The organism is Burkholderia sp. HI2761, assembly GCF_002223355.1.
Classification (GTDB): Bacteria; Pseudomonadota; Gammaproteobacteria; order Burkholderiales; family Burkholderiaceae; genus Burkholderia.
This window is the reverse complement of sequence record NZ_NKFN01000001.1, coordinates 305950-319958: the sequence shown is the minus strand read 5'-3', so window position 1 is coordinate 319958 and position 14009 is coordinate 305950. Positions and strand designations below refer to the sequence as shown.

Genomic DNA, 14009 nt, shown 5'->3' with positions numbered 1-14009 from the left:
CCGGTGACGGGGCGTTCCCGTCCGGCAATCAGTGCGTCTTCAGGGCGGGGCGAAATTCCCCACCGGCGGTAGGCTGGCGTAAGCCGGCGAGCCCGCGAGCGCCCGCGCATCCGCGCGGGGTCAGCAGATCTGGTCGAATGCCAGAGCCGACGGTTACAGTCCGGATGAGAGAAGATGTGCAGATAGTCATGTCCGTCAGGGCCGCTTCGCGCTGCATGCGAAGCGGGTTGTCGTTCTGTCTGTTTGCAATGCCCTGAAACGTTTTTCGCCCAAATCGTATTTGCGAGGAGCGTTTCACATGTCCTTGATGTCCGTTTCGTCGGCGCCCGCCGACGCCTTTGCCGATCTCCCGTTGCTGGATTCCGAACCGGTGCCGCCGCGCATCGCCGCTGCGCTCGACGCGATGCGCGCCGGCCGCGCGGTCGTGCTGCAGGACGACCACGACCGCGAGAACGAAGCCGACCTGATCGTCGCCGCCGAGCGCATCACGCCCGAGACGATGGCGCTGCTGATCCGCGAGTGCAGCGGCATCGTGTGCCTGTGCCTGACCGACGACACGGTGCGCGCGCTCGAGCTGCCGCCGATGGTGCAGACCAACGAAAGCCGCAACGGCACCGCGTTCACCGTGTCGATCGAGGCGCGCGAAGGCGTGCATACCGGCGTGTCGGCGGCCGATCGCGTGACGACGATCCGCGCGGCGATCGCCGACGGCGCCAGGCCGCACGACATCGTGCGGCCCGGCCACGTGTTTCCGTTGCGTGCGCAACCGGGCGGCGTGCTGGCGCGCCGCGGTCACACCGAAGGCACGGTCGACCTGTCGATCCTCGCGGGCCTGAAGCCGGCCGGCGTGCTGTGCGAGCTGATGAATCCGGACGGCACGATGACGCGCGGCGACGATGTCGAGCGCTTCGCGCAACGGCACGGGCTGCCGATGCTGACGATCGCGGAGCTCGTCGAGTTCCGCGAGGCGCTGGCGGCGGCGCGCGAACGCTGCTGCGAGCCGGCCTGAGCGAGGGAAGGGCGGGCGCGTTCGCGCGCCCGGGGCGCGGCCGGATCGACCCGATCCGGCCCGCATGACAATCAGGACTGCACGTCGCCGAATTCGCCGCGCATGCCGGCTTCGACGAGCGCCGGCAGTTCGTCCATTTTGCGCATGATCCGCGTGATGCCCATCGCGCGCAGCGCATCCGCGTAGTTGTCGGGGATGTGGCTCGCGCCGACGAACGCGATCGTCTTCATCCCGGCCGCCCGCGCGGCATTCAACCCCGAGATGCTGTCCTCGACGACGACGCAGCGCGCCGGCGCGACGCCGAGCGTGTGCGCCGCATGCAGGTAGACGTCCGGGTAGGGCTTCGGCCGCGCGACCTGTTCGGAGCTGAACACGCGCTCGCCGAAGATCTCGGTGAGCGATGCGCGCTTCAGCGAGCTGCGCACGCGCACGAGCCTGCTGTTCGACACGACGGCGGCCGGCAGCGTGACCTTCAGCAGCGCGTCGCGCACGCCGCTGATCGGCGCGAGCGATTGCGCGAGCGCGACTTCGATGTTGTGCTCGATGGTCTCGATGAAGTTGGCGGGCATCTCGACCCCGAAGCGGGATTCGATGCCGGTGAGGAAACGCGACGTCTGCTGGCCGAATGCCGACTTCGCGGCGGCTTCGAAATCGAGGTTGGGGAACGTGGCGGACAGCGTGTCGAGCAGCACGCGGTCGGCGACGACTTCGCTGTCGACGAGCACGCCGTCGCAGTCGCAGATGAGGTGATCGAGCATGGTGATGAAAACGCGGGATATCGGCGACGCCGATCGATTCGCCATCATACGTGCTTTCACGCGCGGGCCGCGCGACGGGGCGGCAAATTTGCCCGATGCGGCCGTGCCGGTGCGGCATGCCGTGCCGGTGTGCCGCCGGGCGCGCGGCGGCGGCCCGCTTGCCCGGATCGCCGCCCCCGTTTGCTGCGTTACAGCTCGATCACGCGCCCCGTTTGCCACGACGTCATCGCGGCTTCGGCCAGTTCGAGCGCGGCGAGCCCGTCGTCGATCGTCGTCCTGACCGGCGTGCCGTCGCGCAGCGCGTCGACGAAATGCGCGATCTCGGCCGCGTACGCATGCCGGTAGCGTTCGAGGAAGAACGGCTCCGGCACGTCCGTCGCGATGCCGCCCGCGAGCCATGCGCTCACCTCGGTCGGCCGCACGTTGCCGGCCTGCAGCATCCCGTGGCTGCCGAGCAGTTCGAAGCGCTGGTCGTAGCCGTAGGCCGCGCGCCGCGACGTGTTGATCTGGCACAGCAATCCGCGTCGCGTGCGAATCGTCACGGCGGTCGAATCGATGTCGCCGGCGTCGCGCACGGCCGGATCGGTCAGGCAACTGCCCGTCGCGTGCAGCGTCTGCGCTTCGTCGCCGAGGATCCAGCGGAACACGGCGAAGTCGTGGATCAGCATGTCCTTGAAAATGCCGCCCGAGCTGCGGATGTAGTCGGCCGGCGGCGCGCCCGGATCGCGGCTCGTGACGACCAGCATTTCCGGCGCGCCGATCTCACCGCGCTCGACGCGTGCCTTCAGCGCCGCGAAGGTCGGGTCGAAGCGGCGCTGGAAGCCGATCATGCAGGTCACGCCGGTGCGCCGCACGACGTCCGCGCACGCACGCGAGCGTTCGACGGTGAGGTCGACCGGCTTCTCGCAGAACACCGCCTTGCCCGCGTTCGCGGCCGCGACGATCAGGTCCGCGTGCGTGTCGGTGCTCGACGCGATCACGACGGCCCGCACCGACGCATCGCCGAGCGCGCGCTCGATGTCGGCGACTTGCGCGCCATGCGTGTGGGCGAGTGCTTCGGCCGACGGCGCGTGCCGGTCGATCACGTACTTCAGTGTCGCGCCCGGATGGCGCGCGAGATTCGCCGCGTGGATCTTGCCGATTCTGCCCGCGCCGAACAAAGCGAATTCGATCATTTCGTCTTCCTCTGGATTCCGTTGTTTTCCCGATGTGCGACCGGTGTGGGCCTGCGCACCGTTACGACCGTCCGCTCAGCGATCCGTCAGCTCGCCGCGCACGTAGTCGATGCTCGCCCGCAGCCGGTCTTCGATGTCGCCGGCTTCGGCGATCTCGCTCGCGAACGGCTCGAACGACAACGCGCTGCGGTAGCCGCGCGCGAGCAGCTCGCGCAGTTGCCGGATGTTGCCGAGCCGGTCGGCGCCGCCGACCAGCACGCGGTGGCCGTCGCGCATCCGGTCGACCGGCAGGTCGGCTTCCTCGACACCCGAGATGTGCACGAGGCCCGTCAGGTTCGGGAAGAAGATGTCTTCGCCGGCGAGGTGATGGTGGAACGTGTCGTGCACGAGCCGGAACACCGGCTCGCCCGCCGCCGCGTAGATGCCCTTCACCGCGTCCGACTTGCGGCGCAGCGCGCATTCCTCGAAACCGAGCGGCTCGATGAAGCCGAGCAGGCCGCGGGCTTGAAGGATCGGCTTCAACGCCTTCAGCGCCGTCACGAGATCCGCATGGCGGGCGTCGGCGCCGCGCGTGTCGCCGCGGCTGTTGGTCGGGCACAGCACCAGCGCACGCGCGCCGCATTGCGCCGCGTAGTCGGCCAGCACGGTCGCCTCGTCCGCGCGTTCGGCGTTCCATTGCTCGAAGCGCTGCAGCGCGTTGATCGTCAGGATCGTCACGCCGCCGGCCTCGGCCGTCGCGCGTACGGCGGCAGCCGGCGTGCCGTCGGCGAGCTCGACGCCATCGAGATCGTTGCGGATCTCGATCGTGTCGACGCCGAGGCGCTGGCACAGCGCGACGTAGCGGTCGAACGGCAAGCGCGGCGCGCTCATCCGGTTCAGCGAAAAGTGGAAGGCTTGCGTCATCGTTCTGTCCTTGGGGCTTGAGTGGGGCGGGGTCCGAATCAGGCGCCGGCGTGCGCGGCGAGTGCCTGCCACGCGTCGCGCAGCCATTGCGCGCACGCGACGTTGTTGTCGAAGATCGAATAGCGTGCGCCGCCGCCGTAGTCGGGAAACGGGATGAACTCGCAACTGATCTGTTCGAGTCGTGGCGGCTGCGCGTGAGCGGGAGCCCGCGCTTGCACTTGCGTCTGCAGCAACTGGCGCAGCGCGGCTTTCCACGGGTCGAGCGCCGCCGCACGCCATTCGCCGTGATAGGCGCCCGGCGCGGGTGCGACGAACGGGTACTGGATGCCGCGGCCGGGCCTGCCGTCCGTGCGGCGCATCCAGCGGTTGTCGGGATTGTTCGGCGTCACGCTGCGCGCATGCGCGTGGCCGACCCAACCGCGCGCGATCCAGTCGGCATAGATCGCGGCGGGAGACGCCGGGTCGAGCATCGCGCGGCCGCCGTCGGCCGATTCGCGCAGGCCCGCTGCGTCGAGTTCGGCGCGATTGCCGATCTTGAACAGCAGGTGCGAATGATCGAGGGTGATCCGGAACGGTGCGCCGGCCTGCTCGACATGCCGCGCGACGCGCGCCACGCGCGCGAAATCCTCGCTCCACATGTCGACGTGCACTTCGAGGCTCGGCAGGCAGTTGACCGGCTCGCCCAATGCGTACGCGCGCAGATAGAAGTCGGCAACTTCGCGGTCCGACAGCGGATGGCCGTCCGCGTGATGCGCGAACAACTGGCAGTTGAGCACCGTGCTGCCGAAGCGCGCGCCTGCCGCGACGATCTCGGCGACATGCGCTTCGTCGCGGCCCGCGTACCAGATGCCGCCGATGACGCGAATGGGCAGCGCGTGGCGGTCGACCAGCGCGAAATAGGGCGACAGGTCTTCGCCGCGCATGGGATTCTTTTCGATGTAATCGAACACGCCGGCGGCGGCGACCCTCCGGAAACGCTCGGCGGGCGAGGGCGGCGGCAGCCCGTCGTGCTCGAGCACGCCGTCGAGGTTCACGCCGATGAGGATCGGTTCAGCCATCGTCTCCTGTCCGTTGTCGTCTATCGATGACTGACCAATGTACGGATGCGTGGCGCGGACTGCATGACAAACGTTGACGAAAAATCGCCAATGGCGTGGTCGATTTTTTCGCCACGCGCACGCGGCCCGCCGGGCGGCGGGATTCACGCCTGCAGGTACGCGCTGGTCCTCACGTTCGCCGGGCAGAACACGCGGAATTCGACCGGGTCGTCCGGCGGCGGCTGTTCGACGATGCCGCACGCATGCAGCACGTGCTGCAGCGCGGAAATCGCCTGCCCGTCGGGATCCTGGTCGATCGCGAGATCCATCGCGCCGGCTTCGATGAAGGTGCGGTGCTGGTCGATCATCTCGTGGCCGATCCACACGACGCGCCCGACCGCGCCGGCCTTGCGCAGCGCCGCTTCGATGCCGGCCGACCCGGCGCCGCTGTTGTAGATCGCGACCACGTCGTCGTGCGCCTGCAGCGCCTTCGACACGACGCGATAGCAGCGGTCGTCCTGGTCGAGCGTCTCGAATGGCGCGTCGTCGCAGCGTAGGGCGGCGAACGCGTCGGCGAGCTGGTCGCGGCAGCCGGCCATCCGGTCGGCGTGCGCGCGGTAGCCCATCCGGCCGCCGAGCAGCAGCACGCGGCCGGGACGCGCCGCGAGGCGGCCGATGTAGTAGCCGGCCGTGCGTCCGGCGCGATAGTTGTCGATGCCGACAAAGTGCGCACGGTCGATGCCGCCGATGTCGGTGACCATCGTGACGACGGTCTCGCCACGCGCGATCGCGCCGGCCAGCGCGTCGCGCATGCGGGCCGTGTCGTGCGCGGTGACGATCAGCGCCGCGCGCCGGTACGCGGGCCGCTCGATCAGCACGGCGGCGCGCTCGTCGTCGGCGGCGGGCAGGATCGACCGGTGCACGACCACGCGCCGGTCGAGCATCTGCAGCGAGCGCTGCAGCGCCTGCTGCAACCGTCGGAAGAACGGCGCGTCGGTATCCGGCAGCAGCACGTCGACGTGGATCAGCCCATGCCGCGTGTCGGGCAGTTGCCGCGGCACGCCGAGCTGCCGCGCGGCCGCCACCACGCGTTCGCGCGCCTGCGCGGAGACGCTGCCGCGCTCGTTCAGGACGCGGTCGACGGTCGTCGTGCTGACGCCGGCGAGCGCCGCGATCTCGTCGAAGCGCGCGGTGCGCTTGCGCCAGCGCGGCCCGGATTCACCTGCCATGGTCGTCTCCATCGTGAGGGTCGCCATCGATCGCGTGGCGTTGTCGGGAACGCTAAAGCCATGGCGAAATTTCGTCAACGTTTCGATTGAGGCGGGGCGGCCGGTCGCCTAATTTCGGTCTTGTTGCGAAGCGCTTGCCGCGCACGAGAACCCGAGGAGACAGAAGTGGCCCATACCGACGACCCGGCGCGCGAGCGCGCGGCAGCGCGCCGTCAGGAATACCGAATGATCGGCGGCGCCGGCGAGCGCGCGCATGCGGCCGGGCTCGTCAACGCCGCGTGGTACCGGTGCGCGGTGCCGCGGCCGCTGATGAAGCAGCTGATGCAGCGCGGCGATGCGCGTGCGATTCGCGATACGCTGGTCTGGTACGCGGCGATCGCGATCAGCGGCGCGCTCGCGTGGCTGGCGTGGCGTGCGCATTCGGCGTGGGCGATCCCGGCGTTCTTCGTGTACGGCACGCTTTACTGCAGCCCGGCCGATTCGCGCTGGCACGAATGCGGGCACGGCACCGCGTTCCGCACGCGCTGGATGAACGACGCGTTGTATCAGGTCGCGTCGTTCCAGGTGTTCCGCCGCGCGACCGCCTGGCGCTGGAGCCATGCACGCCATCACACCGATACGCTGGTCGTCGGGCGCGATCCGGAAATCGCCGCGCCGAAGCCGACCGACTGGCTCGCGCTCGCGCTGAACGTCGTCGCGCTGAAGCACGTGGCCGGCGAGCTGCGCAAGATGATCGCGGTGTCGGTCACCGGCCGGCTCGACGACGAGGAGCGGACCTACGTGCCCGAATCGGAATGGCCGAAGGTCGTGCGCGAGTCGCGCATCCATCTCGCGATCTACATGCTGGTGACGGGCGCCGCGGTGTACTGGCACACGATCCTGCCGCTGCTCTACATCGGGCTGCCGAGCCTCTACGGCGCGTGGCTGTACCTGTATTTCGGCCTCACGCAGCACGCGGGCATGCCGGAGAACGTGCTCGATCACCGGCGCAACTGCAGGACCGTGATGATGAATCCGGTGTTCCGCTTCCTGTACTGGAACATGAACTATCACGTCGAGCACCACATGTTCCCGATGGTGCCGTTCCATGCGCTGCCGAAGCTGCACGACGCCGTGAAGGCCGACATGCCGCCGCCGTACCGCAGCACGCTGGCGGCCTATGCGGAGATCGTGCCGGCGCTGATTCGGCAGACCCGCGACCCGTCCGATTGCGTCGTGCGGCCGGTGCCCGATGCCGCGCGTGCATGAACGTTGCCGAACATCCAACGAAGGAGACACACACCATGACGCAATGGATCGACACCGGCGCGCTCCACGACATCGATGACGAAGACGTCGCGCGCTTCGATCATGCCGGCCGCACGTACGCGATCTACCGGATCGACGGTGAGGTTTACGCAAGCGACGGCCTGTGCACGCACGAGCAGGTGCATCTCGCGGACGGGCTCGTGATGGATCACGTGATCGAATGCCCGAAGCACAATGGCCGCTTCGACGTGCGCGACGGCCGGCCGCTGTCCGCGCCCGCCTGCGAGAAGCTGCGAACGTACCGCGCGAAGATCGAGGACGGCCGCATCCTGATCGAGGTATGACGCGATGACCAGCGACCGGGTGATGGCGATCGTCGGCGCCGGCCATGCGGGCGGCCGCGCGGCGCAGGTGTTGCGCGCGTCCGGCTGGCGCGGGCGCATCGTGCTGATCGGCGCGGAGCCGCATCCGCCGTACGAGCGGCCGCCGTTGTCGAAGGGCGTGCTGACGGGCGAGCGCGACGCGGCGCAATGCCGGTTGCGCGATGCCGAAGCATGGGCGGCCGATCGTATCGAGCGGATCGTCGCGACCGTCGAGCGCATCGATCCGCCCGCACGCGAAGTGCGCATGTCGGGCGGGCGCGTGCTCGGCTACGACGCGCTGCTGCTGGCCACCGGCGGCCGCGCGCGCCGTCTGGCCGTGCCGGGCGCGGCGCTCGACGGCGTATTCGCGTTGCGCACGCTCGACGACGCGGCCGCGATCGGCGCGCGGCTCGTGCCCGACGCGCGGATCGTGCTGATCGGCGGCGGCTTCATCGGTCTCGAAGTCGCGGCGTCGGCGCGCCAGCGCGGCTGCCGCGTGACCGTGCTCGATGCGGCGCCGCGGCTGCTGGGCCGCGCGGTGCCGCAAGCCATCGCGACGCGCGTGCATGCGCTTCACGACGAGCAGGGCGTGGCGATCCGTTTGAACCGGAAACCGGTTGCGATCGAGCGGACCTCGGGCGGTGCGCTGGCCGTCGTGCTCGACGACGGCGACACGCTGCTCGCCGACACGGTCGTGGCCGGCATCGGCATCGACCCGGCCGACGAGCTGGCGCGCGACGCAGGCCTCGCGGTCGAGCGCGGCATCATCGTGAATGCGCAGCTCGAGACCTCGGCGCGCGGCATTTTCGCGGCCGGCGACGTCGCGGTGTTTCCGAGCGTGTTGTCGGGCCGCCCGCTTCGGCAGGAGACGTGGCACGGCGCCGAGACGCAGGCGCACGTCGCCGCCCGCAACATGCTCGGCGCGGGCGAACCGTATCGCGACACGCCGTGGTTCTGGTCCGATCAATACGATGCGCAGTTGCAGGTGGCCGGCGAGCCGGCGCTCGGCACGCAGTCGGTCGCGCGCGTGCTCGGCGACGATGCGCACATCCATTTCCATTTCGACGCGGCCTCTCGGCTCGTCGCGGCGAGCGGCTTCGGCCGTGCAGCGGGATTCGCGAAGGAAATGCGGGTGGCGAGAATGCTGGTCGAGCGCGGGATCGAGGTGACGCCGGCGGCGGTCGCGGACGTCGGCGTGAAGCTGAAGTCGCTGGTGGCGGCCGTGAACGACCGGTAGAAAAACGCAAGGCAGTGAAGCGCGCGGCAGGGCAGGCCGCGCGCTTCGTTCAAACCGCGATCAGATCGTCGCGTGCAGGTGCAGATACAGGCCGGCTGCCGCCGCGCCGCCGAGCAGCGGGCCGACGACCGGCACCCATGCATAGCGCCAGTCGCTGTCGCGCTTGCCGGGGATCGGCAGCAGCGCGTGCATGATGCGCGGCGACAGGTCGCGCGCGGGGCTCATCGCATAGCCGGTCGGGCCGCCGAGCGAGATGCCGATGCCGAGCACCAGCAGGCCGACGGGCAGCGCGTCGAGTGCGCCGAGGCCGACCTGCGGCGACGCGAGGTACAGCACGCCGAGGATCAGCACGAACGTGCAGATCGCTTCGGTCAGCACGTTGTGCGTGACGCTGCGGATCGCCGGCGCCGTGCAGAACACGGCGAGCTTCAGGTCCGCATCGGCTTCCTTCGCGAAGTGCTGGCGATACGCGAGCCACACGAGCAACGCGCCCGCCATCCCGCCGAGCATCTGCGCGAGCACGTAGCCGCCGACTTTCGACCACGCGAACTTGCCCGCGAGCGCGAGGCTGATCGTGACGATCGGGTTCAGGTGCGCGCCGCTGAACGACGCGGTCACGTAGACGGCGACGAATACCGCCATCGCCCAGCCCATCACGATCACGATCAGGTCCGCACCTTTGCCCTTGGTCTTTGCAAGCAGCACGTTCGCGACCGCGCCGTTGCCGAGCAGCACGAGGATCGCCGTGCCGATGAATTCCGCAATATAAGGTGACATGTTGTCTCTCGTAGATTGCGGCGGACTCGCGCGTCGCGCGGTCCGCCGGTGTTGTTGTATTTCGTTCGAGCGTGTTGCGGTTACTGCGTGTCGTCGGCCCAGGCCTTCGCGGCGCGTACCGCGCGCTGCCAGCCGGCCATGCGCTGCTCGACCTGCTCCTTCGGCATCGACGGCGCGAAGCGGCGATCGAGCTGCCACTGGTTCCGCACTTCGTCGAGGTTCTTCCAGTAGCCGATCGCGAGGCCCGCGAGGTAGGCCGCGCCGAGCGCGGTCGTCTCGGTGATCTGCGGACGCACCGCGTCGACGCCGAGCAGGTCGGCCTGGAACTGCATCAGCAGGTCGTTCGCGCTTGCGCCGCCGTCCACCCGCAGCTCGCCGATGCTGATGCCCGAATCGGCTTCCATCGCGGCCAGCACGTCGAGCGACTGGTATGCGATTGCATCGAGCGCCGCACGGGCGAGATGCGCGGCGCTCGTGCCGCGCGTGACGCCGAACACCGAGCCGCGCGCCCGCGCGTTCCAGTGCGGCGCGCCGAGGCCGGCAAACGCGGGTACGAGGTAGACGCCGTCGGTATGCGGCACGCTGGCCGCGAGCGCCTCGATTTCCGCGGCCGTCTTGATGATGCCGACGCCGTCGCGCAGCCACTGCACGACCGCGCCCGCGATGAAGATGCTGCCTTCGAGCGCGTACTGGACGTCGTCGCCGATTTGCCACGCGATCGTGGTGACGAGGTTGTTCTTCGACTCGATCGGCTTGTCGCCGGTGTTCATCATCAGGAAGCAGCCGGTGCCGTAGGTGTTCTTCACCATGCCCGAGGTCGTGCACATCTGGCCGAACAGCGCAGCGTGCTGGTCGCCGGCGATGCCCGCGAGCGGGATCTTCGACGCGAACACGGTGGTCTTCGTGTGGCCGTAGATCTCCGACGACGCCTTCACTTCCGGCAGCATGCTGCGCGGAATGTCGAGCAGTTCGAGCAGCTCGCTGTCCCACTCGCGCGTATGGATGTTGAACAGCATCGTGCGCGACGCGTTGGTCACGTCGGTCACGTGCAGTTCGTGCTTCGTGAAGTTCCACACGAGCCAGCTGTCGACGGTGCCGAACGCGAGCTTGCCCTGGCGGGCCTTGTCGCGCGCCCCCGGCACGTTGTCGAGGATCCAGCGGATCTTCGTCGCGGAGAAGTACGAGTCGATCGGCAGGCCGGTCTTCGCGCGCACCTTCGCTTCGAGGCCCTGCTTCTTCAGCGAATCGCAGAAGTCGGCCGTGCGGCGATCCTGCCAGACGATCGCGTTGTAGACGGGCTGGCCCGTCTCGCGATCCCAGACGATCGTCGTTTCACGCTGGTTGGTGATGCCGATCGCGGCGATCGACGTGCCGTTCAGGCCCGTGCGCGTGACGGCTTCCGCGGCGACGCCGGCTTGCGTCGACCAGATTTCCTGTGGGTCGTGCTCGACCCAGCCGGGTTGGGGGTAGATCTGTTCGAATTCCTTCTGGGCGATCGATACGATATTGCCCTGGCGATCGAACAGCATCGCGCGGGAACTCGTGGTGCCCTGGTCAAGCGCGAGGATGTACTGGTCCTGCATGTCTCTCATCTCCATCCGTGGATTGGCTTAGTTGTGATGCGCGCCGCATGTGGGCGGCGCGTCGGTGAGTCAACGTCGGTCAGGCAACTGCAACTGCATTCGAATCAGGCGTGCGGCGCATGCGCGGCGGCGAACCATGCGTCGACCGCGGCGGTTACGGCATCGAGCGTGCCGGGCGCGACGTGCAGCCCGAGCTTCGAGCGGCGCCACAGCACGTCCTGCGCGCAGGTCGCCCATTCGGCGTCGCGCAGGTAGCGCAGTTCCGCGTCGTGGATGCCCGGCGCGATTTCGGCGCCCAGATCGGCAAGCGACTTCGCGCCGTCGATCACGCGCTCCGCACGGGTGCCGTACGCGCGCGCATAGCGGCGCGCGAGTGCGGCGGGCAGCCACGGATGGCGTTTCGCGAACGCGCCGGCGAATACGTCGAACTTCGCGTTCGCGATGTCGCCGCCCGGCAGCGCGACGCCGGCCGTCCAGGTCTTCGCGTCGCGGCCGAGCGCGCGGCACAGCATGTCGCCGGCTTCTTCCGCGAGCTTGCGGAACGTGGTGATCTTGCCGCCGAACACCGACAGCAGCGGGGCGCCCGCGCCGTCGTCGAGTTCGAGACGATAGTCGCGCGTCACGGCCGATGCGTTCGTCGCGTTCTCGTCTTCCAGCAGCGGGCGCACGCCCGAATAGGTCCAGTGCACGTCGGCCGGCGAGATCTTGCGCTTGAAGTAGCGGTTGATCGAATCGCACAGGTACTGCGTCTCGTCGCGATCGATCGCGACCTTCGCGGGATCGTTCGTGTATTCGACGTCGGTCGTGCCGATCAGCGTGAAGTCGTGCTCGTACGGAATCGCGAAGATGATCCGCTTGTCCGGGTTCTGGAAGATGTACGCGTGATCGTGATCGAACAGGCGGCGCGTGATGATGTGGCTGCCCTTCACGAGCCGCACGCTGTGATGCGCACCGCGGCCGAGCGCGCCGTGCAGCACTTCGCCGACCCACGGGCCGGCCGCGTTCGCGATCGCGCGCGCATGCACGACGCGGATCGACCCGTCGGCCTGCTGCAGCCGCGCTTCCCATTCTTCGCCGCGGCGTTCGGCGGAAACGAGCTTGGTGCGCGTCAGGATCGCGGCGCCGCGCTCCTTCGCATCCATCGCGTTCAGCACGACGAGGCGGGCGTCGTCGACCCAGCCGTCGGAATACACGAAGCCGCGCTTGATCGAGTCGATCAGCGGCGCGCCGGCCGCATGGCGGCGCATGTCGATGCCGCGCGAGCCGGGCAGCAGTTCGCGTTTCGCGAGGTGATCGTAGAGGAACAGGCCGATGCGGATCAGCCAGGCCGGGCGCAGGTTCGGCATGTGCGGCATCACGAAGCGCAGCGGCCACATGATGTGCGGCGCCGCGCGCAGCAGCGTTTCGCGTTCCTGCAGCGCCTTGCGCACCAGGCCGAATTCGTTGTACTCGAGGTAACGCAGGCCGCCGTGAATCAGCTTCGTGCTGGACGACGACGTGTGCGACGCGAGGTCGTCCTGCTCGCAGAGCATGACCGACAGGCCGCGGCCGGCCGCGTCGCGCGCGATCCCCGCGCCGTTGATGCCGCCGCCGACGACGAGCAGATCGTAGCGATTCGGTTGGGTCACCTGCTGTCCTTATCGTCTGTTGAAATAGGGCGAACATGAAATGTTCGAATTCGAAATTTAACGAACGAAATCGAAAAAGTAAAGTTCGAAAAAGCGGGGCCAGTAGCGCGCGACACGATCCCGGACGATACTGGCGGAATCGACCGTTTCGCGAGGTGAATCATGCGTATTGGGATGTGGGCCGGCGTGTGCGCCGTCCTTCTGGCGGGGTGCGGCGTCGGTACGCCGCCGCTCGCCGGCAACTGGCGGGCGCCGTCGTTCGTCGACCTGCAGACGGCGTGCGGCGGCGCGGCGCGCGACTGGGGCGCGGACGCGCGGCCGGTCTACTCGACGCTGTACGACGCGTACGTCGCGAAACGGTATCGCGGGCTGAGCGAAGCGAACTATTGTGCGTTCGTAAACGAACTTTCGGCCCACTATGTGGCGCCCGACGCGGCGGCGCGCGCCGGCTGGATCGCCTATTTCAACGGGGCGCGCGCGCAGGCCATCAGCTGGCGGGCGGCGGTCGATCCGACGCTGCGCGGCGGCTGAAGCCGGCAGCGGCGAACGGACGGGCGGGAGGCCGGAACGACCGCGCGGCCGGATGCCGGCCGCGCGATCAGGTCAGGAACAGCGGGACTTACGAATAGCGGTACTTGATGGATCGCAGCGCGGCGTCGCCGGTCTCGGTCACGCAGTATTTGCGCCCCGAGCCGAGCCCTTCCAGGCGGACGAGCTGTTGTTCGAGCAGGATGTCCAGTTCATCCCGATCCATATCGCGCTGATCAGGCGCGTCCTTCACAAGCAAGAGCGTGGCGAATTCATGCGGACTCAGCATCGTTCTCTCCATGGCAATCGGACTGCCCGCGCGGCCGGCGCGTACGCCGCCGCGCGATACCCCGCGGGGGTATGGCTTGGGGGGAAAAGCTGCATTCGCCGGCCTGCGATTCGCACCGCCCTGGCACAGGCGGATCGGCGAACGGGCCGGGGAACTGGAGTCTAGTCGAGCGCGCAGGCAACGACAAATCGTGCCCCGTTAATTTTCCGTTTGACAGAAACGCATGCCACAAGCGGTTCGCGCGCG

At 68.7% G+C, this 14009-nt stretch carries 14 protein-coding genes and 1 riboswitch; of the genes, 5 read left to right on the top strand and 9 right to left on the bottom strand.

Going from position 1 to position 14009, the window contains the following annotated elements; translation table 11 throughout:
- Positions 1 to 31 precede the first annotated feature (31 nt).
- Positions 32 to 180: riboswitch (FMN riboswitch) on the top strand.
- A 118-nt stretch (positions 181 to 298) separates the two neighbouring features.
- Positions 299 to 1009, top strand: a complete 711-nt coding sequence (gene ribB, locus CFB46_RS01510; RefSeq protein ID WP_027785364.1) for a 3,4-dihydroxy-2-butanone-4-phosphate synthase — start codon at positions 299 to 301, stop codon at positions 1007 to 1009.
- A 71-nt stretch (positions 1010 to 1080) separates the two neighbouring features.
- Here ribB and CFB46_RS01505 read toward each other — a convergent pair whose 3' ends face one another.
- The 5 genes from CFB46_RS01505 to CFB46_RS01485 all read right to left on the bottom strand — a co-directional run bounded on the left by CFB46_RS01505 (position 1081) and on the right by CFB46_RS01485 (position 6111).
- Positions 1081 to 1767, bottom strand: coding sequence for an HAD family hydrolase (locus tag CFB46_RS01505; protein WP_089499155.1), 687 nt, complete (start codon positions 1765 to 1767; stop codon positions 1081 to 1083).
- Between the two features lie 188 nt (positions 1768 to 1955).
- A complete protein-coding gene (gene iolG, locus CFB46_RS01500) occupies positions 1956 to 2942 on the bottom strand; it encodes an inositol 2-dehydrogenase (RefSeq protein ID WP_089499154.1) in 987 nt (328 codons plus the stop codon).
- A 75-nt stretch (positions 2943 to 3017) separates the two neighbouring features.
- Positions 3018 to 3845 carry a TIM barrel protein gene (locus CFB46_RS01495; RefSeq protein WP_027785361.1) on the bottom strand — a complete coding sequence of 276 codons (828 nt, stop codon included), beginning with the start codon at positions 3843 to 3845 and terminating at the stop codon, positions 3018 to 3020.
- Positions 3846 to 3883: 38 nt separating this feature from the next.
- Positions 3884 to 4903 carry a hypothetical protein gene (locus tag CFB46_RS01490; protein ID WP_027785360.1) on the bottom strand — a complete coding sequence of 340 codons (1020 nt, stop codon included), beginning with the start codon at positions 4901 to 4903 and terminating at the stop codon, positions 3884 to 3886.
- A gap of 143 nt (positions 4904 to 5046) precedes the next feature.
- A complete protein-coding gene (locus tag CFB46_RS01485; RefSeq protein ID WP_089499320.1) occupies positions 5047 to 6111 on the bottom strand; it encodes a LacI family DNA-binding transcriptional regulator in 1065 nt (354 codons plus the stop codon).
- A 165-nt stretch (positions 6112 to 6276) separates the two neighbouring features.
- Between CFB46_RS01485 and CFB46_RS01480 the strand changes: the two genes are divergently transcribed.
- The 3 genes from CFB46_RS01480 to CFB46_RS01470 are packed head-to-tail and all read left to right on the top strand — an operon-like array spanning position 6277 to position 8958.
- Positions 6277 to 7359, top strand: coding sequence for a fatty acid desaturase family protein (locus CFB46_RS01480; protein WP_027785358.1), 1083 nt, complete (start codon positions 6277 to 6279; stop codon positions 7357 to 7359).
- A gap of 35 nt (positions 7360 to 7394) precedes the next feature.
- On the top strand, positions 7395 to 7703 hold the full coding sequence (locus CFB46_RS01475; RefSeq protein WP_027785357.1) for a non-heme iron oxygenase ferredoxin subunit: 309 nt from the start codon (positions 7395 to 7397) through the stop codon (positions 7701 to 7703).
- 4 nt (positions 7704 to 7707) lie between these two features.
- The gene (locus CFB46_RS01470; protein ID WP_027785356.1) at positions 7708 to 8958 is read left to right on the top strand and encodes an NAD(P)/FAD-dependent oxidoreductase; all 1251 of its coding nucleotides are present in this window, start codon (positions 7708 to 7710) and stop codon (positions 8956 to 8958) included.
- A 60-nt stretch (positions 8959 to 9018) separates the two neighbouring features.
- On the opposite strand, the gene CFB46_RS01465 is transcribed toward CFB46_RS01470, so the two are convergent.
- From CFB46_RS01465 to glpD, 3 genes are all read right to left on the bottom strand, one after another.
- Complete coding sequence (locus tag CFB46_RS01465; RefSeq protein WP_027785355.1) at positions 9019 to 9735, bottom strand: MIP/aquaporin family protein; 717 nt, start codon at positions 9733 to 9735, stop codon at positions 9019 to 9021.
- 80 nt (positions 9736 to 9815) lie between these two features.
- A complete protein-coding gene (glpK, locus tag CFB46_RS01460) occupies positions 9816 to 11318 on the bottom strand; it encodes a glycerol kinase GlpK (RefSeq protein ID WP_027785354.1) in 1503 nt (500 codons plus the stop codon).
- A gap of 104 nt (positions 11319 to 11422) precedes the next feature.
- Positions 11423 to 12946: a glycerol-3-phosphate dehydrogenase gene (gene glpD / locus CFB46_RS01455; protein WP_027785353.1), complete on the bottom strand. Its 1524-nt coding sequence runs from the start codon at positions 12944 to 12946 to the stop codon at positions 11423 to 11425.
- A 162-nt stretch (positions 12947 to 13108) separates the two neighbouring features.
- Between glpD and CFB46_RS01450 the strand changes: the two genes are divergently transcribed.
- A complete protein-coding gene (locus CFB46_RS01450; RefSeq protein ID WP_027785352.1) occupies positions 13109 to 13477 on the top strand; it encodes a hypothetical protein in 369 nt (122 codons plus the stop codon).
- An 88-nt stretch (positions 13478 to 13565) separates the two neighbouring features.
- Here the strand turns inward: CFB46_RS01450 and CFB46_RS01445 are convergent, their stop codons facing one another.
- Positions 13566 to 13763, bottom strand: coding sequence for a hypothetical protein (locus tag CFB46_RS01445; RefSeq protein WP_006477892.1), 198 nt, complete (start codon positions 13761 to 13763; stop codon positions 13566 to 13568).
- Positions 13764 to 14009: the final 246 nt, after the last annotated feature.

Bases quoted from the DNA above. Each gene is read 5' to 3' on its own strand.
- ribB (WP_027785364.1), top strand. From the start codon at position 299: ATGTCCTTGATGTCCGTTTCGTCGGCGCCCGCCGACGCCTTTGCCGAT.
- CFB46_RS01505 (WP_089499155.1), bottom strand. From the start codon at position 1,767: ATGCTCGATCACCTCATCTGCGACTGCGACGGCGTGCTCGTCGACAGC.
- iolG (WP_089499154.1), bottom strand. From the start codon at position 2,942: ATGATCGAATTCGCTTTGTTCGGCGCGGGCAGAATCGGCAAGATCCAC.
- CFB46_RS01495 (WP_027785361.1), bottom strand. From the start codon at position 3,845: ATGACGCAAGCCTTCCACTTTTCGCTGAACCGGATGAGCGCGCCGCGC.
- CFB46_RS01490 (WP_027785360.1), bottom strand. From the start codon at position 4,903: ATGGCTGAACCGATCCTCATCGGCGTGAACCTCGACGGCGTGCTCGAG.
- CFB46_RS01485 (WP_089499320.1), bottom strand. From the start codon at position 6,111: ATGGCAGGTGAATCCGGGCCGCGCTGGCGCAAGCGCACCGCGCGCTTC.
- CFB46_RS01475 (WP_027785357.1), top strand. From the start codon at position 7,395: ATGACGCAATGGATCGACACCGGCGCGCTCCACGACATCGATGACGAA.
- CFB46_RS01470 (WP_027785356.1), top strand. From the start codon at position 7,708: ATGACCAGCGACCGGGTGATGGCGATCGTCGGCGCCGGCCATGCGGGC.
- CFB46_RS01465 (WP_027785355.1), bottom strand. From the start codon at position 9,735: ATGTCACCTTATATTGCGGAATTCATCGGCACGGCGATCCTCGTGCTG.
- glpK (WP_027785354.1), bottom strand. From the start codon at position 11,318: ATGCAGGACCAGTACATCCTCGCGCTTGACCAGGGCACCACGAGTTCC.
- CFB46_RS01450 (WP_027785352.1), top strand. From the start codon at position 13,109: ATGCGTATTGGGATGTGGGCCGGCGTGTGCGCCGTCCTTCTGGCGGGG.
- CFB46_RS01445 (WP_006477892.1), bottom strand. From the start codon at position 13,763: ATGCTGAGTCCGCATGAATTCGCCACGCTCTTGCTTGTGAAGGACGCG.